This is a genomic window from Massilia sp. CMS3.1, assembly GCF_051262535.1.
Lineage (GTDB): Bacteria > Pseudomonadota > Gammaproteobacteria > Burkholderiales > Burkholderiaceae_D > Telluria.
Map to the genome: position 1 here is coordinate 764,651 of NZ_JBIMES010000001.1, position 26,306 is coordinate 790,956.

Sequence of the window (26,306 nt, forward strand, 5' to 3'; positions counted from 1 at the left end):
CGCGACTGACCATATGCCTGCTGGCGCAGAACCAAAGCTAGTTCTGCCCCGACGCCAACGCAATCCGCCGCTTGATCCGCTCCACGGCTACCATATCACCACCGGCTTCCGCCCTCTTCTGCGCAACCCCCAACCACATCAACAACGGTCTTCTCCATCCCTGGCTCGATGCCATCTCCGTCGCCACCTGCATGTCGCCCGGCGACATCCTCCCCGCCTTGAACAAGGCCCCCGCCGCCACCAGCTTCGCCAGCGGATCGGTCATGCCGGCGATCGAGCCCGTGCCCACCACCGGGCGATGCTGCTCCGGCAAGGCCGCAACATCGAGCCCTTCCCAGCGCCCGGCCAGATAGGCGGCATACGCCCGCTGCTGCGGCAACGCATCCGAGGACAGCGCCGCAAACCCCGGACAGTCGTCGAACTCCAGGCTCGCCGCCAGCACCGCGCAGCGCACCAGCTCGACCTGGGCGACGAGATCGGCGCGCCCGGTGCTGGCCGTCTCGCGCCGCGCCCGCGCGAAGTTCGCGTTGGCGGCGCCCGTGCTGCCGCGCAGGTAGTCATCGGCAAACGCGTCGAGCGCATCCTTCGCATCCGGTTGCCAGCTTGGCGGCGCCGGCTTGCTGGCGCAGCCGGCCAGCAGCAGCGCGATGAACACAGCGGACATCTTCATGGCAGCTTGATCTCCTCGTTCTTGCCGGCGAACGGCCATTTGCGGTTGACCTGGTCGACCAGGCGGTTCACCTTGCGCAGGCTGGCCTCAACCTCGCCGCGCAACGCGCCCAGGTCTTCGGTGGCCACGCGCGCATTCGCACCGACGGCCTGCGCTTCGACCAGCACGGCGTCGACCCGCTTCAAGGTCGCACGCGCATCCTGCAGTACGCCCTGCAGCTCGACCACCGCTGCTTGCGCATCGTCGACCACGCCCTTCTTGCCGTACAGGCGCTGATCGGTTTTCACCAGCAGCACGTCCAGCCGCTGCAGGGTGCCGACGAATTTTTTCGCCTCCTCGTCGCCGAGCGCGCCGCTGAGCAGGCCGTATTTGCCGGACAGGCGCCCGGTCAGCGTCTGCAGGTTATCCAGGCTGCCGGACACACTGGAGCCTTCGGCCGTCATGCCCTCGAGGTTGTTGAGCAGCGAGCGCGCCGTGGCCACCAGCCCCGGGATCTCGGCGGTCACGTCGCCGCGCAGGATCGGACGCACGGCGCCGTCGGGCAGCGGCGCGTCGTCGAGCACACCGGTAAAGGCGCGCAGGCGCGTCTCGCCCACCACGCTGCGCTCGAGCGTGAAGACACTCGAGGCCTTGAGCCACTTGGCGTCGGACTTCGAAACGTCGACCAGCACCTGCACCTTGCCGTCCTTCGCCAGGTCGACCAGGCGCACGCGCCCGATCGGGAAGCCGGCGAAGGTCATGTCCATGCCGGGGATGACGCCTTCCGAATTCTCCGTCGTCAGGATCAGTTTCTGGGTCGGCTCGAACACGCCGCGCGCATACATCACGTACAGCACGAAGGCGATGATCAGGGCGGTGACAAGTCCCAGCAGGATCATCGCCTTGGTTTCGACATGGGCGGGCTCGTCGGATGTGGTGTCGGTCATGGGCAGGTTTCAAATATATTTGAGGGCAAGCGAAGCGCCTTCGATCAGGAGCAGCACGAACAGCAGGCGCAGCGCGCCGGGCTGAACGCTCGACGCGAGCTGGCGTGGGTAGCGCTGCAATTCAAGAATCGCGGCGGTCGGGATCACGGCCACCGCCAGGCCGAACAGCACGGTCTTGAGTACGAAACCGATCGTGACAAGGGGGTCGAACACGCGTCCCACGGTGCGCGTGTAGTCCAGCGCGCCCCAGGGCGAGAGCCCGTACACGTTCAGGTAGGCCAGCAGCAGCACGATGCTGGAACTGACCATCGCCAGGCTCAGTACCGAGAAGGCATTCGCGAACAGCTGCGGCACCAGGTCGCGCCGCATGCGGCGCAGTGCTTCGGCATTCACCTCGGCCGTCGGCAGGCCGGCGCGCGCCAGGCCCAGTGCCGTGGCGTCGAAGGCCATGCCGGAACGCAGCGCGGCGAACAGCGCCGCCGACAAGGGAATGAGTTCGAGCACCAGCACCCGTACCACCATCTCGAGCGCATAGCGCGACAGGCCGTAGCTCATGGCGGTGACCAGCACGATGCGGATGATGACGAGGCTGATCAGGGCCGAGAGTACCGTGAACCAGGGCAGCACCTGCCAGGTGCTAGCGTGGATGTAGCGCGCGGTGGAGAGGCGGTTGGCGCGGCGGTTTGCGCCACGATAGGTCGAGGGCGAGAACGCGGTGACCAGCGCCACCGCGCCGAGGTGGAACATGTACCACCAGCTGCGCAGGTAGTGGACGAGCGCGAGGCCCCATAGGCTGGGACGGGTAGCGAGATGGAGGGAGCGGCGCATGGGCATATGACCCCTACGACCGTCTGGCCTCTTGCACGCCCGCGACTTCGCTGATCGACAACAGCGCCTTTTGCAGCTGCGCGGTCGACCCGATCTCCGCCGTAAACACCATGCGTGCCTGCCCCCTCGTCGTCTGCGTGTTGACCCCCGTCACATTGATCTTCTCGCGCAGGAAAGCGTCCGACACATCGCGCAGCAGGCCCTGGCGGTCGATCGCGAGGATGAAGATGTCGACCGGGTACACGGTCTCGATGACACCCTTGCCCCAATCGGTCTGGATCACGCGCTCGGGCGCCTTGCTGCGCATCTCGGCGAAATTCTTGCACGACAACCGGTGGATCGAGACGCCCTTCCCGCGCGTCACAAAGCCCACGATCGGGTCCGGCGGCGCAGGTTTGCAGCACTTGGCCAGCATCGTCATCAAGCCTTCGGTGCCGACTACCAGCACGCCCGATTTCGCGCCCTGATCCACGCTCGACGCCCGGCTCTTGTTGACGACGGCCGCGTCGTCCGGCGGCGGCGCTTCGACTGCTTCATGCAGCGCCGCTTCGACATGGCGCAGGCTGAACTTCTCCTTGCCGACCGCGATGAACAGGTCGTCGACCTTGGCAAAGCCGAGTTTATGCGCCAGCGCTTCGAGGTTGACCGCGGTCTTGCCCTCGCGCTGCAGCGATTTTTCGACCAGCACCCGCCCCTGTGCCAGCGTCTCGGCCAGCTCCAGCGCGTGGAACCAGGCGCGGATCTTCGAACGGGTGCGGCTGCTGACGGTATACCCGGGGCTGAGCCAGTCGCGCGACGGTCCCTGGCTGCCGGCCGGGCCCTTGGCGGTGATGATCTCGCAGGTCTGGCCGTTACTCAGGGGGGTATTGAGCGGCACCATCGCGCCGTCGATCTTGGCGCCGCGGCAGCGGTGGCCGACTTCGCTGTGCAGGTGGTAGGCGAAGTCGATCGGGGTCGCGCCCACCGGCAGCTCCAGCACGCGCGCCTGCGGCGTCAGGACAAAAATGCGGTCGTCGAGCGTGGTGGCCTTGAGCTTTTCGATCCATTCCTTCTGGTCTTCTTCGGCGGCCACGACGTCGGTCACGTCGGTCTTCCAGGCCAGCAGCTGGCGCAGCCAGGCGATCTTTTCGTCGTACTTCTGGCTCTTGAAATTCGAGCCGCCCTCTTCCTTGTAGCGCCAGTGCGCGGCCACGCCGTACTCGGCGAAGTTGTGCATCTCCTGGGTGCGCACCTGCACCTCCAGCGGACGAGCGTCCTCGGCGGTGACGACCGTGTGCAGCGACTGGTAGCCGTTCGGTTTCGGACGGGCGATGTAGTCGTCGAATTCGGCCGGGATCGGGGTCCAGATGTTATGCACCAGGCTCAGGACCGTATAGCAGGTCTTGGCGTCGGCGACAATCACGCGGAAGGCCCGCACGTCGTACAGCGACGTGAAATCGAGCTCCTTGCCGCGCATCTTGTTATAGATGCTGTAGATGTGTTTCGGCCGTCCGCTCACCTCGGCCTTGATGCCGGCCGCGTGCAGCTCGCGCTCCAGGCGCGCGATCGACGAGGCGACAAAGCCCTCGCGCGCCATGCGCTTTTCTTCCAGCATCTTGGCGATGCGCCGGTAGGTTTCCGGCTCGAGGAAGCGGAAGGCCAAGTCTTCCAGCTCCCACTTCAGCTGCCAGATGCCGAGGCGGTTCGCCAGCGGTGCATACAGGTCCATCACTTCGCGCCCATAGTCGCGCGTCAGTTCGTCGAAGCGCTTTTGCTCGGCGAACCAGCGCAGCGTCGTCAGGCAGGACGACAGCCGGATCAGCACCACCCGCATGTCGGTCGCCATCGCGAGCAGCATCTTGCGCAGCGTTTCGACTTGCGCCACGGCCTGCTGGGCCGCGTTCTTGCCGCGCCAGACCTCCTGGTGCCCGACCGTCAGGTCGCGCAGGCGCATCAGCTGCTGCACGCCGCGCACCAGGCTTGCGACCTCGGCGCCGAAGAGCTGCTCGAGCGTTTCCACCAGCTTTGGTTCGACGATCGCCAGTTCGAACAGGAGGCCGGTGATGCGCGTCTCGACATCGCTGCGCAGATACGCCAGCGTGCCGGCCACGCCGAGCGAAAACTCGAAGGCGTTCTGGCCGGACGAGCAGGCCCGTTCGCCATAGGCCGCAGCCGCATAGTCGAGCGCGTCCTGCACGCGCACGCATTCCTCGGGATTCAGTCCCGAAATAAGCTGGGTAGTGGCGTCGCCGAGTGCGGCGGTGGACACCATGGTTTAACGCAGTGCGGCGGTGACGACGATCTCCACCAGGCAGGCCGGATTGGCAAGCTTCGCTTCGACCGTCGCGCGCGGCGGTGTATGGCCGGCTGCGACCCATTCGTCATAGACCGCGTTCATGCCGGCGAAATGCGCCATGTCGGCGATGTAGATCTGGCACATGAGGATGCAGGTCTTGTCGCTGCCCGCTTCGTTGAGCAGGCGGTCGACGTGTGCCAGCACTTCGCGTGTCTGGCCTTCGATGTCCTGGGTGGTGTCTTCGGCGATCTGGCCGGCCAGGTAGACGGTCTCGTTGTGGATGGCGGTTTCGGACAGGCGCTTGCCTACGTGAAGTCGTTTGATTTGCATATGCTCTTTCGTTGCGTACTCAGGCCTCAGGCCGTTAAAAATGTTCGTGCGATTGCAATCTGCTCGGGCTGGACGAAGGTCGGCGCATGGCCGACACCCGCGATCTCGACCAGCCGCGGCTTCGGTCCGCGCGTCGTCATCAACTGCGCGGTCTCGTGCGACAGCAGGTCGGAATCTGCGCCGCGTACCAGCAGCGTCGGGCACGCAATCGCATCCCAGGCGCGCCACAGCGCCGCCTCGTCCTGCTTCGCGCGTTCGACCCCCATCGTCTTGAACGGCTGGGCCAACGCCAGGTCGTAGTGGCGCACCCATTGCCCGTCCGGCTCCTGGCGCAGCACGTCGGCCGCCAGCTTGTCCCATTGCTCATCCGAGTGCGGGCCGAACGAGGCGGACACCTCGCGCACGAAACGCGCCCCGCTTGCGTAATCGGGAAAGCGCAGGTCCTGGCCGATATAGTCGGCAATGCGCGCCAGCGCGGCGCCATCGAGCGTCGGGCCGATGTCGTTGAGCACCATGCGCGTGATCGGCGACTGCGGCAGGGAGGCCAGCACCATGCCGATCAGGCCGCCCATCGAGGTGCCGAACCAGTGCACCTTGTCCTCGCCGTTCGCGGTGACGCGCGCGATCAGCGTCACCATGTCGGCCACATACTGCGGCAGCGCGTACAGCTGCGGATCTGCGAGGCGCCCCGAGCGCCCGCGCCCGGCGACGTCGGGGCAGACCACCCGGTAGTGATCGCACAGGTCGCGCGCCAGGGCGTCGAAGTCATCGGCCACGCGGGTCACGCCATGCACGCAGACCAGCACGCGCGGGTTGTCCGGATCGCCCCATTCCTTGTAGGCGATCCGGTGCAGGCCGGCGGGCGAGCTGCACTGCACGCTTTTCAATCTCGCTTCGCTCATTCACGGCTCCGATGACAATATTGTTACGTCGATAAACGCCAGCCCCACATTTTAACTGGCGGAGCGATTAGAATTCTACCAATTCCGTAGAAACACCCTGAACACCACCCTTACAGAGGAAACAATGAAATCGACCATGCTAAGCGGTAAAACGGCACTCGTCACCGGCTCGACCTCGGGCATCGGCTTGGGGATCGCCCGTGCCCTGGCCGAGCAGGGCGCGAATCTGGTCTTCAACGGCTTCGGCGACGCCCAGCAGATCGAGAAGCTCCATACCGACATCGGTTCCGAATTCGGGGTGCAGACGGCCTACCACAACGCCGACATGTCCAGGCCCGAGCAGATCGAGGCGATGATGGCCTTCGCGCAGGAGAAATTCGGCGGCATCGACATCCTGGTGAACAACGCCGGCATCCAGCACGTGGCCGCCATCGAGGACTTCCCGGTCGAGAAATGGGATGCGATCATCGCGATCAACCTGAGCTCCGCCTTCCACACCACGCGACTGGCCCTGCCCGGCATGAAGCAAAAAAACTGGGGCCGCATCATCAACCTGGCGTCGGTGCACGGCCTGGTGGGTTCTGCGCAAAAGAGCGCGTATGTCGCGGCCAAGCATGGCCTGGTCGGCTTCACCAAAGTCACCGCGCTGGAAACGGCGCAGACGGGCGTGACCTGCAACGCGATCTGCCCGGGCTGGGTCCTGACCCCGCTGGTGCAAAAACAGGTCGACGACCGCGCCGCGCGCGAGAACCTGTCGAACGACGAGGCACGCAAAGCCCTGCTGGCCGAAAAGCAGCCGTCGGGCGAATTCGTGACGCCGGACGAACTGGGCGCGCTGGCCGTGTTCTTCTGCAGCCCGGCCGGTGGCCAGGTGCGCGGCGTGGCGTGGAACATGGACGGCGGCTGGGCCGCTCAATAAGGCTCTTTCATCAACGCGGCGCCTGACTATCGGCGCCGTGCGTTTCACATCCCCCTTGCATGCACAACTTTGAAAAACGGCGCGACCGCTTCGACCTCTTCGACCGCATGGACAGCCCCGCGGTCAACCTCTGCTTCACGCTCGAGCTGCCCGACTACCGCCCCTGGTGCAAACAGGAAGGACTGCCGCCCTTCCACGTGTTGCTGTGCGCCGTCCTGCGCTCGATTTTAAAAATCGAGAACTTCCGCTACCGCGTGTTCGAGGGCGAGGTCATCGAGGTCGCACGCCTGATGCCCTCGTTCACCGTCGTCAACCAGAATAATGACTTGAATTTCGCCCTGTTCGACTGGTCCGACGACCTGCGCGACTTTGTCGCCCGCAGCATCGACGCGCGAAAGGAAGCCTGTGCCATGACCGCCCTGAACAATGCCTACGCGGCCCTGTCGCCACGCCAGTGCAAGGACCAGGTCTTCATCACCTGCATCCCCTGGCTCGACTTCACCTCGATCCAGCATCCGACAGCCAGCCTCGGCTCGCCCGACATTCCATCGCTGGCCTGGGGCAGATTCAGGGACGGGCCGAACGGTCGCCTGCTGTTGCCTTTTTCGGTGCAGGCGCACCACGGATTTGTCGACGGCTTTCATATTCACCAGCTGGCGCAGCAGATCGCGGCGGAGCTGGCGGCGTTCATGCACTGAGCTGCAGGTTCAAGTGCTTCACTTGAGCACCTGGTCCACATCCACGATGTCCACACCCTGCAACTGCCCCAGCCAGCTGTCGAACCACGGTTTGTGCGTCGCCCCGACAAAGGCCAGCACCCGTGCCCCGGGCCGTTCGCGGAAGGTCTCGCGTACGTTGGCGACCATGCGCAAGTTGCGGATCTCCCAACCGGCGACCCAGATCTGCGGATAGCCTTCTTTCGACTTTGCCCGCATCGACGCATGCACGTTGCCCTCGGCACGCGCGCGCAGCCGCCCGGGCGCGTTGATCACGCGGTAGAGCGGCAGCAGGTCGGGCGCCAGCGCCAGGACATCGTCCTGTTTCTCATGCGCGCGCATCTCGGCCCCGCCCGCGGCCCAAGCCGCCTCGATCGAGCGCACAAAGGCCTTGATGTCGGGGACATCGATGCGGTCGCCCGTGTGGTTGTCGACGGCATGCACGCGCGCCAGACCCAGGCGCGCGGCCAGGCGGGCGGCGATCTGGTAGCTCTCGTCCTTGCGCTTGCCGAGTTGCTGGAGCTGTTCGAGCAGCGCGGCGTCGAGGCCGTCGCCGGCGCGGCGCTCGCCCGCCGGCAGTTGCAGCCATTGCACATACGCCGAGGCGCGGTCGTAAGACGCCAGGAACAAGGCAGCCAGGCGCCGCCTTTGTCCCGGCGTTGCCTGCGCGGGCCAGGTCTTGAGCAGCTTGTCGACCTGCGCCATCGCTGCGGGTGCGTCGAGCCCGGTGGCTGCCTGCGCGGCGGCTGTCGAGGCGCAGTAGTCGGCGCCGTACCTGGCCGGATGGCGCGCGGCCAGGTCGCATTCTTCGCCGTTCTCGGTCTCGATGGTGATGATCTCGGGTTTGAAGGCGGCCAGCCGGTCAAGCAGGCCATCCAGCGCGGCAGGATTGAAGCCGGCCGGCAGCGTCCTGAGGTGGATGGTGCCGAGCACCAGCACCTGCGCGCGCGGCCCGGCCATGTCGCGATCGAGTACCGTCAGGTCGGTCTGCGCCTGCGCCGCGAACGGCCATGACCATGCAAGCAGCGACAGCAGCGTCGCCGCGTAACGCCGGCCGTTTTCCCGCATTGTTCCCATCAGATGATCCCCAGCGCACTAATTGTCGAGTGAGCAATGTAGGGAAAACGGAAGACGAACACAAGCATGCAGCGGACAGGACGCGCTTTCAACGGTCCGGGATGCGGAAAACCGGGGGTGAGCGGAACAGTTCAGCTGGTGCCTGGTGTAGTGCGCGCTGTGCGCCAGAAGAAGACCTCATCGACTGCCACGCCGAACACGTCGGCCAGTTTCATCGCCAGTTCCAGCGAAGGCGCGTAGCGCAGGCTCTCGAGCGCAATCACGGTCTGGCGCGTGATGCCGACCGCGCGCGCCAGCGTTTCCTGCGACATCTCGCCGTGCTCGAAACGCAAACGCCGCAGGTGGTTGTCGATCGGGGAATCCTTACGCATGGCGCATGCTGGCATACGCCCAGGTACAGTGAAGGCCATACAGCACGTGGGCAAGCATCCAGCTGCAAATGAACAGATGGGCCAGCATCGCCATCGACGGCGCGGGCCTGGTGGCGTCTGCGCCGAGGCTGATCCAGGCGACCAGCGCTGCCTGCAGCGCCAGCAAGGCATAGCTGGAAAACCCGAGCGCGCGGGCCGCGATCATCCCGTCGCGTTCGTCGCGCGTCGCGTCGGGCGCCCGTGCGATCCAGCCGATCAGCACCGATGCCGCCACCAGGGTCCACAGTTCGCCTGCCATCATGCGCGCCGCACGCGTATGGATGTCGAGGTCCGGCCCGAGTTGCACCAGCTTGGCGCCAAGGTAAGCGAGACACACCAGCGTGCCGGCAACAGACAGCAGGGCACAGCGCTCTGCTGTTTCCGGCGCCGACAAGACGCGCTGCCAATGCCCACGCAGCCAGTAAGCGGCAAGCACGAGCACAGCGCCGCCGAGAAAACCTGCACTAAAAGGCAACCAGGATTGCGCCAGCAGAACGCCCAGCAAAGCGCATGCGGCGAGGGAAAGAGCGAGGGCAGGCATACGGCCTCCAGGTAAGGTACACATTACATAATGTAAGGTATACCTTACATCCAAGTGCGGTCCGGCGCAAGCTCTTAGAAAGAACTTGACGCGAAAATATGACGGTCATAATATTAAGGTCATCATATTTGCAAGTTTCATCATGAACGCCGACACCAAACAAAGCCGCCGCGATCAATCGCACGCACGCATCCTCGATGCCGCCGCGCGCGCCGTTCGCCGCCAGGGCTATGCCGGCGTCGGCGTGGCGGACGTCATGAAGGAAGCGGGCATGACCCATGGCGGCTTCTATGCCCACTTCCAGTCGCGCGACGCCCTGCTCGTCGCGGCCATCGAGCACGCGGCACTTGATAGCGTCAGGATCCTGTCGCGCCGCATGGAGGCCTTGCAGGAAGCCGGCGCCAGTCCGGTACGCGCGCTGATCGAGGCCTACCTGGGGGACGAACACGTCGCCAGTTGCGAGCGTGGCTGCCCGGTCGCCGCGCTCGGTTCCGAAATGCCGCGCCAGTCGGATGAACTGTTGGCGGTGTCGCGCAAACGGGTCAGCGGCCTGGTCGAGCGGGTGCGCTCGAGCCTGCCGCCGGACGCGCCGCGCGAACGCGCCTTTGCCCTGGCTGCCGGCATGGTCGGCGCCCTGCAACTGGCGCGCGCACTCGGCGACGAAGGCCGCGCAATGCTGCCGGCCACCCGTGCCGCGCTGATCGACCAGTACGACGCCTGAATCGCCGGCCGCGCACAAGCGCGGCCTTTTTTTGACACCACAATATGACGGTGATCATATACAAAAACGCAGCGCAACCTGAATGGAACCGCCATGACCACTCCCGCTACCGTCTCCACCTCCGCCGCGCCGCAGGCCGCGGCCTCGCCCTGGCCCACGTTCTGGATCGCCTGCATCGCCGTCTTCCTGGTCTCGATCGACAGCACCGTCCTGTTCGCGGCCTTCGGCGCCCTGCAGGCGGGCTTTCCGGCAGCCACGCCCGCCGACCTGTCCTGGGTGCTGAACGCCTACACCGTCGTCTACGCGACGATGCTCATTCCCGCCGGCGGACTGGCCGACGCCCACGGCCGCAAACGCGTGTTCCTGTTTGGCGTGGCGCTGTTCCTGGCGGCGTCGGCGGCCTGCGGCATGGCCGACAGCGTGGCCTGGCTGATCGCCGCGCGCGTGGTGCAGGCACTCGGCGCGGCGCTGCTCACGCCCGCCTCGCTGTCGATCATCCTGGACGCCTTCCCGAAAGAGAAGCGCACGGTGGCGGTGAGCCTGTGGGGCGCGGTCGGGGGACTCGCCGCCGCCATTGGGCCGAGCCTGGGCAGCAGCATCGTCGAGCACCTGGGCTGGCCCTGGGCCTTCTACATCAACCTGCCGCTGGGGGCAGTGTCGCTCTGGTTCGGCGCGCTGCGCCTGCGCGAAGCACAAACGACGGGCAAGGCGGCCCGCATCGACCTGGTCGGCATGCTGCTGCTCATTGTCGCCGTCGGTGCACTGGCCATGGCGATTACCCAGCTCGATTCGCCGCAGTGGAGCCGCTTCGAACTCGGTGCGCTGGCGGCAACCAGCGTGCTTGCTTTCGGCGCCTTTGTCGCCTGGGCGCGTACTGCCGCGGCACCGCTGGTGGACCTGGCCCTGTTCGCCAACCGCAGCTATAGCGCGGTCAACCTGGCGACGCTTGCCTTCGGCACCGCGTTCGCGATGATGTTCTTCGCCTTCTTCGTCTACATGACCCGGATCTGGCATTTCAGCTTGCCGCTGGCGGGCCTGGCGGTGACGCCGGGTCCCCTGATGGTGGTGCCGACCGCGATCGTCGCCGGGCGCATCGCCGCGCGCCTCGGGCACCGGCCGATCCTCGTCATCGGCTCGCTCGTGTATGCGGCCAGCGGATTGTGGCTGCTCCTGGTGCCGGGGACCGAACCGGCGTATGCGGCGCAGTGGCTGCCCGGCCTGTTCCTCTCCGGGATTGGCGTGGGCATGGTGCTGCCCTCGCTGTCCGGCGCGGCGGTTGCGGGCTTGCCGGCGGCCCAGTATGGGGTCGGCAGCGCGGTGAACCAGGCGACGCGCCAGCTCGGCGCCGTGCTGGGGGTGGCGCTTGCGGTGCTGCTGGTCGGGCACGCGAGCGTGACGCGCGCCGATTTCGTGCCGCTGTATGGCATGCACGTGGCGCTGGGGCTGCTGACCGCAGCGCTGTGCCTGGCCGTGAAGACGCGTCCCGTGGCGAAGTAGTCAGCTACAGTCCGGGCACAAGCATGCGCCCCGGGACCGATGTTGTCATTGTTCCGGTCTTGCCGGGGCGGTCGCGCGGCTGATGCGGTAGACGACCCCGTCGCTGAGCGACAGGCCGTCAGGATTGGATGACAAAGCGTTTCAGGGGTTCGGTTCGAATGCAGCCAGGCGTCTCAGGCCGCGCGCAGCAGCAACAGGTGGCCGTCGACGCCGATACCGTTCTCGCTGCGCACGACCGCCGGTTCGGCCTCGACCAGCGCGAAGCCGTGTTCGAGGGCCAGGCGCTGCAGGTAGGCCAGCGAGTGCGCATAGCGGTTCGAGGGCAGCAGCCCGTAGTCGAAGCCCGCGCACCCCGCGCCCGCCTCGCCCGCTTCGGTCGAGAAGCAGAACCAGCCGCCAGGGTGCAAGGCGGCCCGCACCTGCGCGAACAAGGCGTCCAGGTCGCCGAAATAGACCAGCACGTCCGCGGCCACGGCCAGGTCGAAGGTCCGGGCTTGTCCGGCGAGCCAGGATCCGATGTCAGCGCACACGAGTTCGTCGTACTGCTTGATGGCTCGCGCCTGCGCCAGCATCTTTTCCGACAGGTCGACCCCGGCCAGGCTGCACGACAACGGGCGCAGGAAAGGCGCGCACAGGCCGGTGCCGCAGCCCAGGTCCACGGTTGCCAGACCGGTGCGCTCGACGTGGCGCTGGAGGGCCGCGTGGATCAGCGACGGCGTGCCGTAGCCCAGCACGCCCGTCAGGTGGCGGTCGAAGTGGCCGGCGTACTGGTCGAACAGGGCTTTGACGTAGGCCGCGGGCGCCCGCTCGGGAGGCGTACCGATGCCCAGCGCGGCCAGCGCGAAGTCGATCTGGCTGGCGTCCAGGCCAGCTTCCACGGCCAAGCTGCGCGCAGCTTCGTAGGCCGCGATGGCGTCCTCGCGCCGGCCGAGGGCCAGCAGCGCGTCGCCACGTTGCCGGTGGCTTTGCGGGTGGGCTGGGCGCAGCGCGAGCGCAGTGTCGAAACAGGTCAATGCGTCGTGTGGACGCCCGAGTTTCAGCAGGGTCAGGCCGCGCCCCGTGTGCGCTTCGGGCGCGTGTCCATCCAGAGCGATCGCCTCGTCATAGGCGTGCAAGGCCGCCTCGAACTCGCGCAACTGGAACAGGGCGTTCGCGCGTACGCAGGCCGCTTCCGGATACGGCAGCTTTTCAGCAAGCGCCCGCTTGCTGCTGGCCAGCGCCCCTTCAGCTTCGCCAAGATCGAGCAGCGCAATCGCCCTGTTGCACCAGGCTTCCGGGTAGTTCGGACGCAGCGCCAGCGCGCGTTCGTAGCTGTCGAGCGCGTCAACAGGGCGGCCGAGTGTGCGCAGCGCGTTGCCGCGATTGCTCCAGGCGAGGGCGTAATCGCGGTTCAGGCGCAGCGCCGTGTCGTAGCTGGCGAGCGCCTCCTGGCTCTGACCAAGGTCCTGCAGCGCGGCGCCCAGGTTGCAGTGGGCCGTTGCCTGCGCCGGGCTGATCCCGATTGCCTGCGAGATGAGCGTTACCGCTTCCTGGGCCTCGCCCTGCTGGCGCGCGACCACGCCGAGCAGGTGCAACGCGTCGAACTGGCGCGGTTCGATGGCCAGCACGTCGCGGTAGCGCGCCTGCGCATCAATGAGCTTGCCTGCCTGGTGCAGCGCGACCGCTTCCTTCAACAGCGCTCTGACGCGCGCATCTGCCTGACCCATATGCCCTCGTTCGGTAAATATGGCCGCCAGCATACCGCAGGCCCCACCGGCTCCGCTATGATGGCAGCTTCACAACTTGACGAAGAACGCCATGCGGACCTGGACCAGGAAGATCGCGCTGACCACACTCACCTTGTTGGCAAGCGCCTGCGCGCAGGCCTTCGAATCGCGCAGCCTGCTGCTTTCCGCCGACCGCGTCTGGACCGGCGAGGGCAAGCCGCATGCCGGCTGGGCCGTGCTGGTGGTCGATGGGCGCGTCAAGGAAGTCGGCTCGGGCGCGTCCATCAAGGCGCCGCCGGATGCCGAGCGCATTGCATTACCCGGCCAGACCCTGATCCCGGGCCTGATCGACCTGCATTCGCATGTGCTGCTGCATCCGTATAACGAGACCACCTGGGACGACCAGGTGATCAAGGAGCAGGTCGAGTACCGCACCCTCCTGGCCGGCAAGCACGCGGCCGACACGCTGCAGGCGGGCTTCACGACCCTGCGCGACCTCGGCACGGAAGGCGCGAACTATGCCGACGTCGGCATCAAGCGCGCCATCGAACAGGGTGTCGTGCCGGGTCCGCGCCTCTTGATCGCGACGAAAGCGATCGTCGCCAGCTTCAGCTACGGCCCGGCAGAACGCAGCTACCGGCCCGACATGGAGATTGCGTACGGCGCCCAGCCGGCATCGGGCATCGACGAAGTCACGAAAGCGGTGCGCGAACAGAGCGCGCGCGGCGCCGACTGGATCAAGATCTATGCCGACTACCGCACCGGTATCGACGGCAGCAGCCGCCCGACCTTCACGCTGGACGAGATGAAGGCGATGGTGGCGGCAAGCCACGTCACCGGACGCAAGGTTGCGGTGCACGCGAGCACCGACGCGGCGATCCGCATGGCGGTGCTGGCCGGCGCCGATACGATCGAGCATGGCTATGGCGCCACCGAGGCCACCTTGCGCCTGATGAAGGAGCACGGTACCGCCTACGTGCCGACCCTCACCGCGCCGGAGGCGATCGGCGAATACTTCCAGAAGCACGTGCGCGGCGGCGCGCCCACCCCAGGCATGCAGGAGGCGGCGCGCGCCTTCCAGCTCGCGCGCAAGGTCGGTGTCGTGATCGGCAACGGCAGCGATGTGGGCGTCTTCACCCACGGGACCAATGTGCGCGAGCTGGAATGGATGGTGCGGCTGGGGATGACGCCCACCGAAGCCCTGCGCGCGGCGACCGTGGTGGCGGCCGCCATCCTCGGCAAGGGCAAGGAGCTGGGGCAGCTGGCGCCGGGGGCGCTGGCCGATGTGGTGGCGGTCGAGGGTGATCCGACGGCCGACATCGCGGCGCTGCGCAAGGTTGGTTTTGTGATGAAGGGTGGGAAAGTGTATCGCCGGCCATGAACCTTCGTCCCGACATCAGGCCCCGGAATGACGGTCATTCACCGCGTTGGGGATATCCACAATAGCGGCTGAAGTGAGAATTCGTGATCATGGCGACACCATCAACCTCTCGTGAAGAGTTGTCATGAAAAAGCCGTTCTATAAAATCCTGTACGTGCAGGTGCTGTTCGCCATCGTGATGGGCGTCCTGCTCGGTGTGTTGTATCCCGAGCTCGGCACCAAGATGAAGCCCCTGGGAGACGGCTTCATCAAGTTGATCAAGATGATCATCGCCCCCGTCATCTTTTGTACCGTCGTCGCCGGTATCGCCGGCATGCAGGACATGAAGAAGGTCGGCCGCGTCGGCGGCAAGGCGCTGCTCTACTTCGAAGTCGTGTCGACCTTCGCCCTCGTCATCGGCCTGGTCGTGGCCAACGTCGCGAAACCGGGCGCCGGCTTCAACATCGACCCCGCCACCCTCGATTCGAGCGCGATCGCCCAGTACACCGACAAGGCGAAGTCGCAGTCGACGGTCGACTTCCTGATGAACATCATCCCGAACACCTTCATCGATGCCTTCGCCAAGGGCGACATCCTGCAGGTCCTGCTGATCGCGATCCTGTTCGGCGTGGCGCTGTCGATGCTCGGCGAGCGTGGCCGCGCCACGACGCGCATCATCGAAGACTTCTCGCACGTGATCTTTGGCGTCGTGAACATCGTGATGAAGCTCGCTCCCATCGGCGCCTTCGGTGCCATGGCCTTCACGATCGGCAAATACGGCCTCGATTCGCTGGTGCCGCTGGCAAAGCTCATGGGCTCGTTCTACCTGACCTGCGCCCTGTTCGTCGTCGTCGTGCTCGGCACCATCGCCCGCATGACCGGCTTCTCGATCTTCAAGTTCATCGGCTACATCAAGGAAGAACTGCTGATCGTGCTCGGCACCAGCTCGTCGGAAAGCGCCCTGCCGGCCCTGATGCGCAAACTGGAACACCTCGGCTGCTCGAAGTCCGTCGTCGGCCTGGTGGTCCCGACCGGCTACTCGTTTAATCTTGACGGCACCAACATCTACATGACGATGGCCGCCCTGTTCGTGGCCCAGGCGACCAACACCGAACTGACGCTGATGCAGGAACTGACCATCCTCGCGGTGGCGATGCTGACCTCGAAAGGCGCCTCGGGCATCACGGGCGCCGGCTTCATCACCCTGGCGGCGACGCTGGCCGTGGTGCCGACCATTCCGGTGGCCGGCATGGCCCTGATCCTCGGCATCGACCGCTTCATGAGCGAATGCCGCGCCCTGACCAATTTCATCGGCAACGGCGTGGCCTCGGTGGTGGTGTCGAAGTGGGAGAATGAGCTGGACAAGGATCGCATGAACGCGGTGCTGTCGGGGACGTATGTGGACGTCGACCCGAAGGCGATGCAGCCGGTGCGCGAAGCGGCGTGATTGCATAGTGCGTCCTTATGGAAGACCGCGCTTCGGCGCGGTTTTTTTATGGCCGAAGGGAATGGCGTGCCCGGCCGCCAAGCATATCCGTTGCCGCTCGCATAAGCCCGTGCTAGGCTCCCGGCGACAACCAAAACGGAGACCCACGATGCGCCTGCACGCCCTTGCCCTCGCCACCCTGCTCGCCCTGCCCTTCGCCGCCTTCGCCGCCCCGGCCGAACCGGTCTACGACGCCGAACTCGCAAAATCGCTGGGCGCCGACGAGCGCGGCATGCGTGCCTACGTGCTGGTGATCCTGAAGACCGGCCCGAACAAGATGGCCGATGGAGAAGCGCGCACCAACATGTTCAAGGGCCACTTCGCCAACATCGGCAAACTCGCCGGCGAAAAGAAGCTGGTGCTGGCCGGCCCGCTCGACGGCAAGGAAGGCCGGCGCGGCATCTTCGTCTTCAATACGCCCGATATCGAGGCGGCGAAGTCCTGGGTTGCCACTGACCCAGTCATCGTCAACGGCGAAATGGTGGCCGAGTACCACAAGTTCTATGGCTCGGCGGCGCTGATGATGGTGAACGAGGTGCATGGCAAGATCGAGAAAAAATAGGCCCTGCAGCCTGGGGCTTCACTCCAGCCGGAACACCACGTCCACCGGCTGCACCAGTTTCAACGCGTCGACCGACAGAACATTACGCGCCTCGACGTTCGACGCCTTGACGCGTGCGTAGCTGAAGTCCGCCCGCAGCAGCCGGCTCGCCGCGCTCGCGCTGCACGTCGCGCGTTTCCAGGTCCTCGAGCGCAATTCCCTGCTCGGCCAGCAAAGCATGAAGTCTCCTGTCGATGTTCTTGAACGCCATGCATAAGCTCCAATAGACAAAATTGTCTATTTATTTCTGCCGGTCGTGCCACGGGTGAAAAATCATCTAGACATTCTTTTCTAGACAAGATAATCTAGGTCCATCTACCCTGCATTTCGAAAGCACCGACATGGCCACGCCACCAGAACTCCCGAAGCCCACCGCGGCCGAACTCGACCTGCTGCAGACCCTGTGGCCGCTCGGCGCGGCCACAGCGCGCCAGGTGCACGAGGCCATGCAGAAAACCCGTCCCGACGTTACCTACGCCACCGTGCTGCGCCTGATGCAGATCATGCACACCAAGGGTTTGTTGACGCGCGACGAGAGCGAACGCTCGCACGTCTACGCGCCGGCCCAGGCCCAGGCGTCGCTGCAGACGAACTTGCTGAAGGACCTGGTGCAGAAGGCCTTCGCCGGCTCGGCCAAGGCGCTGGTGCTGGCGGCCCTGAAAAGCGGCATCTCCAAGAAAGAACGCGCCGAGATCGAACAGCTGCTGAAGGAGGACGAGCAATGACCGGCCACGACCTGATCGGCCATGTCGGCGCCACGCTGCTCGATTCCGTCTGGCAGGCAGCGCTCGTTGGCCTCGAGACCTCGGTTGCCTTGGTCGGGTTGCGCAAGGCGCGTCCGCAAACGCGCTACACCACCGCCTGCGTTGGTCTGCTGCTGTGCCTGCTCTGGCCGGTGGTCCAATTAGTCGCGCGCCTGTACGGCGGCACGGCAAGCGCGAGCGGCACGCCCGTGCTGGTGCAGATGCTGGCGGGCGCGGGCGGCGCCGGGAGCGACGGCTGGCAAGCCTTCCTCCAAGCCCACCTGGCCTGGGTGGTCGTGGGTTGGGCGGCCTGCGCCGGCGCACTCGGTTTGCGCATGGCACTGGGCCTGGTCTGGGTCGGACACCAGGCGCGTACGCACCGCACCGACGCTCACTGGAATGAGCGCCTGACAACGATGGCAGCGCAGTTCAGGATTACGCGTGAAGTGCGCCTACGCGTGGTCGATGTGCTGGCCAGTCCCGTCACCGCCGGCTGGTGGCGTCCGGTCGTGCTGGTGCCGGCTTCCCTGGTGGCAGGCATGCCGCCGCAGTTGCTCGAAGCCCTGCTGGCCCACGAACTGGCCCATGTGCGCCGCCATGACTACCTGGTCAACCTGGCGCAGAGCGTGATTGAAACCATCTTGTTTTACCACCCCGTGGTCTGGTGGCTCTCGCACCGCATTCGTGTCGAGCGCGAACTGATCGCGGACGATATCGCGGCTAGGCAACTAGGCGAACCGCGGCGCCTGGCCCTTGCGCTTTCCGAGCTGGAACGTCTCCAGTTCTCAACTTACCACCTGGCCCAGGCGGCCAACGGAGGAGATCTTATGTCACGCATCAAACGATTGGTTCGTCCCGACACGCAAACATCGAACTGGAAAGCCGCGCTTCCGGTCCTGGCCATGGCGGTCGCCGTCCTTGCCGGCTGCGCCGGGACGACACCCGGCAGTAGCGCGCTCGAGCATGACGCCGTCACCACCAAGCCAATTGCCAAATTTAATTCCTGCGCCAAGCCTGAGTACCCGCAAGCGTCGCTGGCGCGCCGCGCAGAGGGTACGGTAACGCTGCGCTTCCTGATCGATACCGACGGCAGCGTCGCCGAAGCCGCCGTTGCAAAGTCGAGCGGCGACGCCCTGCTCGACGAAGCGGCGCGGGTCGCCATCGCCAAATGCCGCTTCACGCCGGGGACTGCGGGCGGCAAGCCGGTGCGTTCCTGGGTGCCGGTCCAGTATGTCTGGTCGATGAGCTGACGGAGCCCCAGCCGCACGCGCTCCCTCCTGCAACAGTGCGTGAAAACGCGTCCGCGCTAGAATAAAGACCAGCGACAGCCAGATGTCGCCGACTGTTCATCGGAGGACGCGATGCAATACGGCGAAAAGCTCAACACCGTCACACATCTGGGCGGGGCGCTGCTTGCCTTCGGCGCCAGCATCCCGCTGCTGGCGCGCGCGTTCGAGGCGAACGGGCAGCTTGGCCTCGTCAGCACGGCCGTGTACGCCCTCTCGCTGGTCCTGATGTATGCCTGCTCGAGCGCCTACCACGGCACCAGCGGCGCACGCAAGACCTTGCTCCAGCGTCTGGACCACCTCAGCATTTACCTCCTGATCGCAGGCAGCTATACGCCTTTCTGCATGCTGATGTTGACGGGCAGCGGCGGCTGGATCCTGCTCGGCGTCGTGTGGGGACTGGCGATTCTCGGTATCGTCCAGGAAACCCGGCCGCGCAAGGGCGCGCGCGTGCTGTCGATGCTGGTCTATCTGGCGATGGGCTGGTCGGCGGCGAGCATGCTGGGGCCGCTGCAGGACGGCTTGGGGACGGCCGGCTTCGCCTGGCTGCTGGGGGGAGGCATCGCCTACACAGCGGGAATCGCGTTCTACTTGCTCGATGCCAGGCTGCGCCATGCGCATGGCATCTGGCATCTGTTCGTGCTGGCGGGCAGCGCAGCGCACTACATCACGATCTATTTCTACGTGTTATAAAAAAACGGGGAGCGACCTGCGCCGCTCCCCGTTTTCTTCCCGCATACACTAAAAGCTCAGACGCTTGATACGTCCAGCTCGGCAGCCGTTGCTTCCACAAGCTGTTCCTTCGTCACGCCCGGCGCCAGTTCGACCAGCTTCAAGCCGTTGTCCGTGATGTCGATCACACCGAGATCGGTAATGATGCGGTCCACCACGCCGACACCGGTCAGCGGCAGGTCGCATTTCTTGAGGATCTTGTGGCTGGTCGCGCCATCCTTGGCGGTGGCGACATGTTCCATCACCACGACCACGCGCTTGACGCCGGCGACCAGGTCCATCGCACCGCCCATGCCCTTCACCATCTTGCCCGGGATCATCCAGTTGGCCAGGTCGCCGCGCTCGGACACCTGCATCGCGCCCAGGATGGCGAGGTTGATCTTGCCGCCGCGGATCATGCCGAAGGAATCAGCCGAGCTGAAGTAGGCGGCGCCCGGGAGCGCCGTCACGGTCTGCTTGCCGGCGTTGATCAGGTCGGCGTCGACCGCGTCGTCGGTCGGGAACGGGCCGATGCCGAGCAAACCGTTTTCCGATTGCAGGAAGACTTCGATGTCTTGCGGCACATAGTTGGCGACCAGGGTCGGCAGCCCGATGCCCAGGTTCACATAGAAGCCGTCCTGCAGCTCTTTCGCCGCGCGCGCGGCCATTTCATCACGAGTCCATGCCATGTTCTGTCTCCGAAGGGGTTGAATTCGTTTAGCCTGCGCGTACGGTCCGCTGTTCAATCCGCTTTTCCGGCGACGGATTGTGGACGATGCGGTGCACGAAGATGCTGGCGGTATGCACCTGGTCCGGATCGATCTCGCCGATCTCGACCAGCTCTTCGACTTCGACGATGCAGACCTTGCCGGCAGTGGCGACGTTCGGATTGAAATTGCGGGCGGTCTTGCGGAACACCAGGTTGCCGGCCTTGTCGGCCTTCCAGGCTTTGACGAGCGAGACGTCCGGCAGCAGGGCCATTTCCATCACATAGTGTTCGCCGTCGAATTCACGCGTTTCCTTGCCGTCGGCAACGATGGTGCCGTAGCCGGTCTTGGTGAAGAAGGCCGGGATGCCGGCGCCGCCGCAGCGCAGTTTTTCGGCCAGCGTGCCCTGGGGCGTGAATTCGAGTTCGAGTTCGCCTGCCAGGAACTGGCGTGCGAATTCCTTGTTCTCGCCGACGTAGGACGCGATCATCTTCTTGATCTGGCGTGTTTCCAGCAACTGGCCCAGGCCAAAGCCGTCGACGCCGGCGTTGTTGGAGATGGCGGTCAAGCCCTTGACGCCCGAGTCGCGCAGCGCTTCGATCAGCGCTTCCGGAATGCCGCACAGGCCGAAGCCGCCGACGGCGATCGTCTGGCCGTCTTGCACGACACCGGCCAGCGCCGATGCCGCGTCAGGATACACTTTGTTCATACCCGTCCCTTTTATGAAATGAGCCTAACAGCCCGATTTGGAATCTCCGTACGATGTCCGTCCAGGATTCCTTTATGTACCGCAGAGTAGAATCCCAGCATAAAATAGGCCGGTTCAAAGCACAATACCGTAGAACTACCGGCCATGGCCCCGCCCCAGCAACAGCAACAAGACCCGACCCACGTGAATCCATCATACGCCATCGATTACGAGATGATTTTCCAGCATGCGCCGGTCGGCATGTGCATCTCCAGCAACCGCGTGATCCAGTCGTCGAACCTCGCGCTGGCCGCGATGTTCGGCTACGACCGGGGCATGCTGGACGGCCAGTCCTTCGCCGTGCTGTACCCGACGATGGACGAATTCCTGCGCACGGGCGACCGCATCGTGCCGATCATGAACGCCAAAGGGCGCTATTCGGACGAACGCATCATGCGCCGCGGCGATGGCGAGCTGTTCTGGTGCCATGTGACCGGCCGCTCACTCAATGCCGCCGAGCCACTCGGGGCGGGCGTCTGGACCTTCGAGGACGTGAGCGAAAAGCGCCCGGTGACGGCCGAGCTGACCCCGCGCGAACGCGAAATAGCGGCGCTGCTGGTGGAAGGCAAGACCAGCAAGGTGATCGCGCGCGAGACGGATCTGAGTCCGCGCACGGTCGAGATGCACCGGGCCAAGTTGATGCGCAAGTTTTCGGCGTCGACGTCGTCGGAACTGGTGCACAAGCTGGTGGGCGTGGCGCGCTAGGGCGTTACTCCGTCGCCAACAACCCGCGCACCTCTTCCGGCAAGGGCACCGACTTCTCCGCCCCAAAATCGACCCAGACGACCTTCGCCATGCCCTCGGCATGCAAGGCCCCGGCCTGCCCGTCGGCGCCTACCAGCCGGATCACGTGGGTCAGTTCGAAGCTCGAGCGCCCCGGGGGCCCGACATACGAGGCTACCTCGATCTGGGCCGGATATTTCAGCTGCTTGAGGAAGGTGCACTGCGCACTGATCAGCACCGGCCCGGTGCCGGTCGGATCTGGCAAGGCGCCGATCTGCTCGAGCCAGGCGATGCGCGCCGTTTCGATGTAGCGGAAATAGACAGTGTTGTTGACGTGGCCCATCGCGTCCATGTCGCCCCAGCGCACGTCCATGCGCATCGTGTGTACCAATTTTTTGTGGCTCATGCTTGTATTCGATCCGGTTAAATAAAAATGGCGCCGCAAGAGGCGCCACCTTCGCCATTCTACGACCTCGCTCGACTACTGCGCCGTCATCCCGTCATCGGCCGTGATGATCGCGCCATTGATGAAATGCGCTTCCTCGGCCGCGAGCAGCAACAACAAGCCGTCCAGGTCTTCCGGCTTGCCGGGACGCTTGCGCGGCAGCAGGTCGATCAGTTTCTTGCCCTGTTCGGTCCCGAAATAATCCTCGTTCATTTCGGTGGCGATGTAGCCGGGACAGATGGCATTGACGTTGATGCCGTACTTGCCCCATTCGACCGCCATCGCCTTCGTCATCTGCACCACGCCCGCCTTGCTCATGCAGTAGACGCCGATTTGCGGCAGCACTCGCAGGCCGGCCACCGAGGCGATGTTGACGATCCGGTGCTGCTTGCGCGGGTCGCCCTTGGCGCGCTGGATCATGCGCTTGGCGGCCTGCTGCGCCACGAAAAACGCGCCGCGCAAATTGGTGTCCATGATGTAGTTGTAATCGTCCTCGGTCACATCCACCAGGCGCTGCGTGCTCTGCACGCCCGAGTTGTTGATCAGGATGTCGATCGGGCCGGCCTCGGTCTCAGCATGGGCAATCGCCGACTTGATGCTGGCCAGGTCGGTCACGTCGAGATTGACCACGTGCGCCGCGCCGCCGTCGGCCTCGATCTCGGCCCGCAACTCCTTCAGGCGTTCGGTGCGGCGCGAGGCCAGCACCACCTGGGCACCGGCACCGGCAAGGGCCTTGGCGAAACGCGCCCCCAGCCCGCTCGAGGCGCCGGTGACCATCGCAATCTTTCCTTCAAAATTCACTTCGATGCCCACATTGGCTCCTGTCCTGTCGTGCTCCGGCACGGATGATGTCGAAGGCATAATGATGTCACAGATTGCAGGGATTCGATCCCCACATCTGATTATCGAGCTAAATGGGCCTAAAATAGCGCGCAAAGTTGCAATCGGCCGGAAAAACCCGCACACTCGTGCTTAAATTTTTTTAACCATACCAAGACCATGACAGAGCCTATCAACATCCTCGAACAATACGGCCCGCGCGAAGCGATGGAGTACGACGTTGTCGTCGTCGGCGGTGGCCCGGCTGGCCTGGCAGCAAGCATCCGCCTGAAGCAGCTGGCTGCCGAAAAAGGCCAGGAAGTGTCGGTCTGCGTGCTCGAGAAAGGCGGTGAGCTCGGCGCCCACATCCTGTCGGGCGCTGTCATGGATCCGATCGCCCTGAACGAACTCTTCCCCAACTGGAAAGAACTCGGCGCTCCCTTGAACACGGAAGTGACCGAGGACCGCGTCCTGTTCCTGACCGAGACGAAGGCGCGCGCCACGCCCTCGTTCATGATTCCGAAGATGCTGACGAATCACGGCAACTACATCATCTCGCTGGCGAACGTGGTGCGCTGGCTCGGCCAGCAGGCCGAAGCGCTCGGCGTCGAAGTCTTCCCGGGCTTCCCGGCCGCCGAAATCCTGTACAACGCCGATGGTTCGGTCAAGGGTGTCGCCACCGGCAACATGGGTGTGGACCGCGAAGGCAATCCGACCGACGCGTTCCAGCTCGGTATGGAACTGCACGCGAAATACACCTTCTTCGCCGAAGGCTCGCGCGGCCACCTCGGCAAGCAGCTGATGGCAAAATATGACCTGAACAAGGGCAAGGACCCGCAGACCTACGGCATCGGCATCAAGGAACTGTGGGAAATCGACCCGGCCCTGCACAAGCCGGGCCTGGTGATCCACACCGCCGGCTGGCCGCTCGATAACAGCACCTATGGCGGCTCCTTCCTGTACCACCTGGAGAACAACCAGGTCGCGGTCGGCTTCGTGGTCGGCCTGGCCTACGCGAACCCCTACCTGTCGCCCTACGAGGAATTCCAGCGCTATAAAACGCACCCGGAAATCCGCAAGTTCTTCGAAGGCGGCAAGCGTATTTCGTACGGCGCGCGCGCCATTACGGCGGGAGGTTTGCAATCCTTGCCGAAAACCGTGTTCCCGGGCGGCGCGCTGATCGGCTGCGACGCCGGCTTCCTGAACACCAGCCGCATCAAGGGCAGCCACGGCGCGATCAAGACCGGCATGCTGGCCGCCGAAGCGGCCTTCGAAGCCGTGGGCGCGGGACGCCAGCACGACGAGCTGAGCGCCTACCCGGCTGCTTTTGAGAAGTCGTGGCTGTATACCGAACTGCACGCGGCGCGCAACTTCAAGCCATGGATGAGCAAAGGCCTGTATCTCGGTACCGTCATGACCGGCATCGACCAGATGATCTTCAAGGGCAAGGCGCCGTGGACCCTGCGTCACAAGCACGCCGACCACGAAATGCTGCAGCCGGCCGCGAACTTCAAGCCGATCGTGTATCCGAAGCCGGACGGCAAGCTTACTTTCGATCGTTTGTCGTCCGTGTTCATTTCGAACACCAACCACGCCGAAGACCAGCCGGTACACCTGACCCTGAAGAATGCCGGCATTCCGGTGGACGTGAATCTCGCCACGTACGCGGGTCCCGAGCAGCGCTACTGCCCGGCAGGCGTGTATGAGTACGTGAAGACCGATGCCGGCCAGGACCGCCTGCAAATCAATGCGCAGAACTGCGTGCATTGCAAGACTTGCGATATCAAGGACCCGACGCAGAACATCGTGTGGGTGACGCCGGAAGGTGGCGGCGGGCCGAACTACCCGAATATGTAATGGATGTGATGGGCGCCGCCGGCGCCCTTTTTTATTGATTTCCAATATGGGATAATGCCGTATTGCAATCACCAAAGTTCACCGATGTCACGTTCCACCCTGCTCCGCCCCGTTCTCCTCTGCACCCTCCTCGCCACGCTGTCCGCCGCCTCCGCCCAGACGCAACAACCGTCCTACCTGATGACCCGCATGGCCCAGCTCCCCGAGTACAGCGCCGGCGGCGACAGCGTGCGCATCTACGGCACGGTCGACCTGGGCATGATGCACACGAAGACCGACAAGGCGGTCGGCCGCTGGCAGCAGCAAAGCGGCGGCGCCTATACCTCGAAGCTGGGCTTGTATGCCGTCGAGGACCTGGGCGGTGGCCTGAAGGCCGAAGCGAAGCTGGAAGCGGGCATCAACGCCGATACCGGCGCCCAACAGGCAAGCGCCCTGTTCAACCGCGAATCCTGGGTCGGCCTGCGTTCGACCACCTGGGGCACGCTGCGTTTCGGTAACCAGATTAACGCGATGCTGCCGCTGTTCATCGACGCCTTCGCCCTGGTGCAGACCAATTCGGCCTACACCTGGGTCGGTGGCGGCGCCATGCAGGGCCCGCGCGGCGTCGGGGCGAATACCGACCTCGGTCCCGGCGCCGGCACGATTCCCGTGCGCGTGCCGAAGTCGGTCACCTATGCCACGCCGCGCCTGGTGGGTTTTTCCGCGCAGGCGATCTATGCCACCAACCCGTACGGCACGAGCGAACCAAAGCTCGGCACACGCGGCGGCGTGGTCTCGTTCACGAACGGCCGTGTGTACCTGGCGGCGAGCCTGACCCAGTCATGGAGCAGCCCGGTCGCCATCAACGCCGGCGCGCCTCTGCAATCGGTGCGCACCGACATTCCGGCATTCGGCGCGCTCTACGACAACGGCAAATTCGTGCTCTCGGCCTCGTATGCACGCATTGCGCCGCAGCTGGCAGGCAGCGGCGAAGCGCAGGTGACGACGCTGGGCGCGATCCTGTTGCAGGACCGCCTTTCGTGGCGCGCGTCGGTGGTGCACCGCGATACCGAAGGCGCGCGCAGTGCCGCGGGCAGCGCGGTCGAATCGTCGGCACTGGGCCTGATGCTGGGCGCCGACTACGATCTGTCACGCCGCACCGCCCTGTATGCGCGGGCCGGCTCGGTGCGCAACTTCGGCGCCTCGACCATCATCCTCAATAGCGTGGCCCTTCCGTTCCAGGCCGGCTCCACGCTCCCGCAGACGGGGATCGAGACGCGCACCGTCTCGCTCGGCCTGCTGCACCACTTTTAATAATCCCGC

Annotated in this window: 28 protein-coding genes; 13 read left to right on the plus strand and 15 right to left on the minus strand. The window is 65.0% G+C overall.

Annotation, left to right across the window (positions count from 1 at the left end):
• Positions 1–37: 37 nt before the first annotated feature.
• The 6 genes from ACHAC9_RS03395 to ACHAC9_RS03420 are packed head-to-tail and all read right to left on the minus strand — an operon-like array spanning position 38 to position 5,931.
• Positions 38–670 carry a hypothetical protein gene (locus ACHAC9_RS03395; RefSeq protein ID WP_435757127.1) on the minus strand — a complete coding sequence of 211 codons (633 nt, stop codon included), beginning with the start codon at positions 668–670 and terminating at the stop codon, positions 38–40.
• Positions 667–1,596 (minus strand): MlaD family protein, encoded by a 930-nt coding sequence (locus ACHAC9_RS03400; RefSeq protein ID WP_435757129.1) that lies wholly within the window; start codon positions 1,594–1,596, stop codon positions 667–669. The genes ACHAC9_RS03395 and ACHAC9_RS03400 overlap by 4 nt, the downstream gene beginning before the upstream one ends.
• Before the next feature lie 9 nt (positions 1,597–1,605).
• Positions 1,606–2,424, minus strand: coding sequence for an MlaE family ABC transporter permease (locus ACHAC9_RS03405; protein ID WP_435757131.1), 819 nt, complete (start codon positions 2,422–2,424; stop codon positions 1,606–1,608).
• 13 nt (positions 2,425–2,437) lie between these two features.
• Positions 2,438–4,675: a RelA/SpoT family protein gene (locus ACHAC9_RS03410; RefSeq protein ID WP_435757133.1), complete on the minus strand. Its 2,238-nt coding sequence runs from the start codon at positions 4,673–4,675 to the stop codon at positions 2,438–2,440.
• Positions 4,676–4,678: 3 nt separating this feature from the next.
• Positions 4,679–5,029 carry a RidA family protein gene (locus ACHAC9_RS03415; protein ID WP_435757135.1) on the minus strand — a complete coding sequence of 117 codons (351 nt, stop codon included), beginning with the start codon at positions 5,027–5,029 and terminating at the stop codon, positions 4,679–4,681.
• Positions 5,030–5,055: 26 nt separating this feature from the next.
• Complete coding sequence (locus tag ACHAC9_RS03420) at positions 5,056–5,931, minus strand: alpha/beta fold hydrolase (protein WP_435757137.1); 876 nt, start codon at positions 5,929–5,931, stop codon at positions 5,056–5,058.
• A gap of 124 nt (positions 5,932–6,055) precedes the next feature.
• Here ACHAC9_RS03420 and ACHAC9_RS03425 point away from each other — a divergent pair, with 124 nt between their 5' ends.
• Positions 6,056–6,850, plus strand: coding sequence for a 3-hydroxybutyrate dehydrogenase (locus ACHAC9_RS03425; protein WP_435757139.1), 795 nt, complete (start codon positions 6,056–6,058; stop codon positions 6,848–6,850).
• Between the two features lie 59 nt (positions 6,851–6,909).
• The gene (locus tag ACHAC9_RS03430) at positions 6,910–7,548 is read left to right on the plus strand and encodes a CatA-like O-acetyltransferase (RefSeq protein WP_435757141.1); all 639 of its coding nucleotides are present in this window, start codon (positions 6,910–6,912) and stop codon (positions 7,546–7,548) included.
• Between the two features lie 18 nt (positions 7,549–7,566).
• On the opposite strand, the gene ACHAC9_RS03435 is transcribed toward ACHAC9_RS03430, so the two are convergent.
• From ACHAC9_RS03435 to ACHAC9_RS03445, 3 genes are all read right to left on the minus strand, one after another.
• Positions 7,567–8,643 carry a DUF5694 domain-containing protein gene (locus ACHAC9_RS03435; protein ID WP_435757143.1) on the minus strand — a complete coding sequence of 359 codons (1,077 nt, stop codon included), beginning with the start codon at positions 8,641–8,643 and terminating at the stop codon, positions 7,567–7,569.
• A gap of 131 nt (positions 8,644–8,774) precedes the next feature.
• Positions 8,775–9,014 carry a helix-turn-helix transcriptional regulator gene (locus ACHAC9_RS03440; RefSeq protein ID WP_435757145.1) on the minus strand — a complete coding sequence of 80 codons (240 nt, stop codon included), beginning with the start codon at positions 9,012–9,014 and terminating at the stop codon, positions 8,775–8,777.
• Entirely contained in the window at positions 9,007–9,594 is a 588-nt protein-coding gene (locus tag ACHAC9_RS03445) for a hypothetical protein (protein ID WP_435757147.1), read from the minus strand. The genes ACHAC9_RS03440 and ACHAC9_RS03445 overlap by 8 nt, the downstream gene beginning before the upstream one ends.
• Positions 9,595–9,736: 142 nt before the next feature.
• Here ACHAC9_RS03445 and ACHAC9_RS03450 point away from each other — a divergent pair, with 142 nt between their 5' ends.
• Positions 9,737–10,315, plus strand: a complete 579-nt coding sequence (locus ACHAC9_RS03450) for a TetR/AcrR family transcriptional regulator (protein ID WP_435757149.1) — start codon at positions 9,737–9,739, stop codon at positions 10,313–10,315.
• A gap of 93 nt (positions 10,316–10,408) precedes the next feature.
• A complete protein-coding gene (locus ACHAC9_RS03455; protein WP_435757151.1) occupies positions 10,409–11,812 on the plus strand; it encodes an MFS transporter in 1,404 nt (467 codons plus the stop codon).
• Between the two features lie 173 nt (positions 11,813–11,985).
• On the opposite strand, the gene ACHAC9_RS03460 is transcribed toward ACHAC9_RS03455, so the two are convergent.
• Positions 11,986–13,518, minus strand: a complete 1,533-nt coding sequence (locus tag ACHAC9_RS03460) for a tetratricopeptide repeat protein (RefSeq protein ID WP_435757153.1) — start codon at positions 13,516–13,518, stop codon at positions 11,986–11,988.
• A gap of 91 nt (positions 13,519–13,609) precedes the next feature.
• Between ACHAC9_RS03460 and ACHAC9_RS03465 the strand changes: the two genes are divergently transcribed.
• The 3 genes from ACHAC9_RS03465 to ACHAC9_RS03475 all read left to right on the plus strand — a co-directional run bounded on the left by ACHAC9_RS03465 (position 13,610) and on the right by ACHAC9_RS03475 (position 16,926).
• On the plus strand, positions 13,610–14,899 hold the full coding sequence (locus ACHAC9_RS03465; RefSeq protein ID WP_435757155.1) for an amidohydrolase family protein: 1,290 nt from the start codon (positions 13,610–13,612) through the stop codon (positions 14,897–14,899).
• A 124-nt stretch (positions 14,900–15,023) separates the two neighbouring features.
• Positions 15,024–16,325, plus strand: a complete 1,302-nt coding sequence (locus tag ACHAC9_RS03470; protein WP_435757157.1) for a dicarboxylate/amino acid:cation symporter — start codon at positions 15,024–15,026, stop codon at positions 16,323–16,325.
• 148 nt (positions 16,326–16,473) lie between these two features.
• Positions 16,474–16,926 carry a YciI family protein gene (locus ACHAC9_RS03475; RefSeq protein WP_435757159.1) on the plus strand — a complete coding sequence of 151 codons (453 nt, stop codon included), beginning with the start codon at positions 16,474–16,476 and terminating at the stop codon, positions 16,924–16,926.
• Positions 16,927–17,008: 82 nt separating this feature from the next.
• Here ACHAC9_RS03475 and ACHAC9_RS03480 read toward each other — a convergent pair whose 3' ends face one another.
• On the minus strand, positions 17,009–17,176 hold the full coding sequence (locus ACHAC9_RS03480) for a hypothetical protein (protein WP_435757161.1): 168 nt from the start codon (positions 17,174–17,176) through the stop codon (positions 17,009–17,011).
• Between the two features lie 130 nt (positions 17,177–17,306).
• Between ACHAC9_RS03480 and ACHAC9_RS03485 the strand changes: the two genes are divergently transcribed.
• The 3 genes from ACHAC9_RS03485 to trhA all read left to right on the plus strand — a co-directional run bounded on the left by ACHAC9_RS03485 (position 17,307) and on the right by trhA (position 19,687).
• Entirely contained in the window at positions 17,307–17,690 is a 384-nt protein-coding gene (locus ACHAC9_RS03485; RefSeq protein WP_435757163.1) for a BlaI/MecI/CopY family transcriptional regulator, read from the plus strand.
• The gene (locus tag ACHAC9_RS03490) at positions 17,687–18,958 is read left to right on the plus strand and encodes a TonB family protein (RefSeq protein WP_435757164.1); all 1,272 of its coding nucleotides are present in this window, start codon (positions 17,687–17,689) and stop codon (positions 18,956–18,958) included. Before ACHAC9_RS03485 ends, ACHAC9_RS03490 begins: the two co-directional genes overlap by 4 nt.
• Before the next feature lie 111 nt (positions 18,959–19,069).
• Complete coding sequence (gene trhA, locus ACHAC9_RS03495; RefSeq protein ID WP_435757166.1) at positions 19,070–19,687, plus strand: PAQR family membrane homeostasis protein TrhA; 618 nt, start codon at positions 19,070–19,072, stop codon at positions 19,685–19,687.
• 56 nt (positions 19,688–19,743) lie between these two features.
• Here trhA and ACHAC9_RS03500 read toward each other — a convergent pair whose 3' ends face one another.
• Together ACHAC9_RS03500 and ACHAC9_RS03505 are read right to left on the minus strand one after the other, a co-directional pair.
• Positions 19,744–20,394, minus strand: a complete 651-nt coding sequence (locus ACHAC9_RS03500; RefSeq protein WP_435757168.1) for a 3-oxoacid CoA-transferase subunit B — start codon at positions 20,392–20,394, stop codon at positions 19,744–19,746.
• 28 nt (positions 20,395–20,422) lie between these two features.
• The gene (locus tag ACHAC9_RS03505; RefSeq protein ID WP_435757170.1) at positions 20,423–21,121 is read right to left on the minus strand and encodes a CoA transferase subunit A; all 699 of its coding nucleotides are present in this window, start codon (positions 21,119–21,121) and stop codon (positions 20,423–20,425) included.
• 144 nt (positions 21,122–21,265) lie between these two features.
• On the opposite strand from ACHAC9_RS03505, the gene ACHAC9_RS03510 reads away from it, so the two are divergent.
• Positions 21,266–21,865 carry a LuxR C-terminal-related transcriptional regulator gene (locus ACHAC9_RS03510; RefSeq protein WP_435757172.1) on the plus strand — a complete coding sequence of 200 codons (600 nt, stop codon included), beginning with the start codon at positions 21,266–21,268 and terminating at the stop codon, positions 21,863–21,865.
• Between the two features lie 4 nt (positions 21,866–21,869).
• On the opposite strand, the gene ACHAC9_RS03515 is transcribed toward ACHAC9_RS03510, so the two are convergent.
• Positions 21,870–22,289, minus strand: a complete 420-nt coding sequence (locus ACHAC9_RS03515) for an acyl-CoA thioesterase (RefSeq protein WP_435757174.1) — start codon at positions 22,287–22,289, stop codon at positions 21,870–21,872.
• A gap of 75 nt (positions 22,290–22,364) precedes the next feature.
• Complete coding sequence (locus ACHAC9_RS03520) at positions 22,365–23,141, minus strand: SDR family oxidoreductase (RefSeq protein ID WP_435757175.1); 777 nt, start codon at positions 23,139–23,141, stop codon at positions 22,365–22,367.
• A gap of 186 nt (positions 23,142–23,327) precedes the next feature.
• Here ACHAC9_RS03520 and ACHAC9_RS03525 point away from each other — a divergent pair, with 186 nt between their 5' ends.
• Positions 23,328–25,004: an electron transfer flavoprotein-ubiquinone oxidoreductase gene (locus ACHAC9_RS03525; protein WP_435757177.1), complete on the plus strand. Its 1,677-nt coding sequence runs from the start codon at positions 23,328–23,330 to the stop codon at positions 25,002–25,004.
• 84 nt (positions 25,005–25,088) lie between these two features.
• A complete protein-coding gene (locus ACHAC9_RS03530; protein WP_435757178.1) occupies positions 25,089–26,297 on the plus strand; it encodes a porin in 1,209 nt (402 codons plus the stop codon).
• The last annotated feature ends 9 nt before the right edge of the window (positions 26,298–26,306 follow it).